1 protein-coding gene and 2 pseudogenes are annotated in these 1445 nt (G+C 34.0%); all 3 read right to left on the bottom strand.

The window, feature by feature from the left end; genetic code table 11:
• Positions 1-235: pseudogene (locus tag V7024_RS21735) on the bottom strand (hypothetical protein); the annotation flags it as partial.
• Positions 235-945 carry a nucleotidyltransferase domain-containing protein gene (locus V7024_RS21730; protein ID WP_335523816.1) on the bottom strand — a complete coding sequence of 237 codons (711 nt, stop codon included), beginning with the start codon at positions 943-945 and terminating at the stop codon, positions 235-237. The gene V7024_RS21730 and the pseudogene V7024_RS21735, both read right to left, overlap by 1 nt.
• A gap of 246 nt (positions 946-1191) precedes the next feature.
• Positions 1192-1445: pseudogene (locus V7024_RS21725) on the bottom strand (LysE family translocator); the annotation flags it as partial.

The following is a 1445-nucleotide window of genomic DNA, read 5'->3' as shown; positions in this document are numbered from 1 at the left end:
CTTCTCTCGAATGTTTACTAATAGACTCTTTGATAGATATTGGTGCTATATACTCATTTTTCTGAAAGGCAATACTACTTACAATCCATTTTGCCAAACTCGCTAAAGGGAACTTTTTATTTTCATTTATACATAAAGTTTCCTTTGTTTTGGTATCATATAAATACAGACCTATTTCTACAGAAGAAGGAATGAGTTGTGGGATATCCTTTATCAAAAGTTTATTAAGACCCATTACTTTTCAACCTTCCCAATACAAAACCCCTCAAAAAGACGACCTCCGTACTTATCTAAAATACCATTCACAAATACAATAACTTGCTCCTTCTCTCCCGTTTTATAAAACTGTTCAAATACTGATACAAACTCTACAGCAACCTCTTCATCATATTTCTTTAAGGTTTTCATGAACCACTTCGAGTGTCCCGTCCAACAATTATTCATTCGCAAAATAAACTCATGAACAAGATTCGCAAGATGATTTGCGATAAACAATTGATCTTCTCGTTTTGTTGCACCAATAAAATCGTCTAACACATCCGTAATAAAATAACGTTTTTGTTGTATCATTTCTTTTGTCCAAGGTTCAGGTCCTTTTTCTAATAGTTGCTGCACTTCTTTCTTTATAGATGGAATAATGCCTTTTATATCTTTTAACACAATTCCTTCTACAACGAGCTGCGGTAATGAAGGACGGCCACGTTTACAATCGCTCGCAAAAAAGTCTTTATAAGATGTAAAATTATGTACAAATACTTCTACCGGCCATCCGTAAGCTATGAAAGATTCACGATACGCTGAAGAAAGCGTACTATCAAAAATGATAATGTCCAAATCCGAAGTTTTTGTTCCTTCTCCCCTTGCAATGCTTCCGCCTAAAAGAGCCGCGTCACAATTTGGAAAATGGGATACAAGAATTTGTTTAGCTACCTCTACTGGTTCCATATGTATCTCTCCTATTAGTTTATTGTTACATATATTCTTTACTACCTATTATCACTCATGATATATTCGACATTACTTTTTGGTTTTCCTATTTTTTAGTAAAAATACGGTATGTGAAATTCAAAGACTAATCCTTCCCGAACCTAGGTATCCATAAGCTAAATCATATATTTAAAAAACATATTTCTTGCAAAGACAAAATTTGAAACGATAGTTTAAGACCTTTTATTTTAATTAAAAAATCCTTTAACTAGACTGTACATAGACCATAAACCGAACATTAATAAAATGAATCCATCCTTGTTGTTCAATTAAAAAATTAGTTATAAGTGTTAAGCCGAGTCCAGCAATCATCCCATACAGACCATCAGCTGTTGCTGCACCTAAACCCGACATAAAACCAATAAATTTCCCATGCGCCAGTGTGCGTCGCATACATAAAACTCCAATAGGTCCAACAGGGGCTGCGATACTAAGTCCAATAATTAATCCTTTGATAA

Source organism: Bacillus sp. JJ864, from assembly GCF_036963045.1.
GTDB lineage: Bacteria > Bacillota > Bacilli > Bacillales > Bacillaceae_G > Bacillus_A > Bacillus_A pseudomycoides_C.
This window is presented reverse-complemented; position numbering and strand designations above follow the sequence as displayed.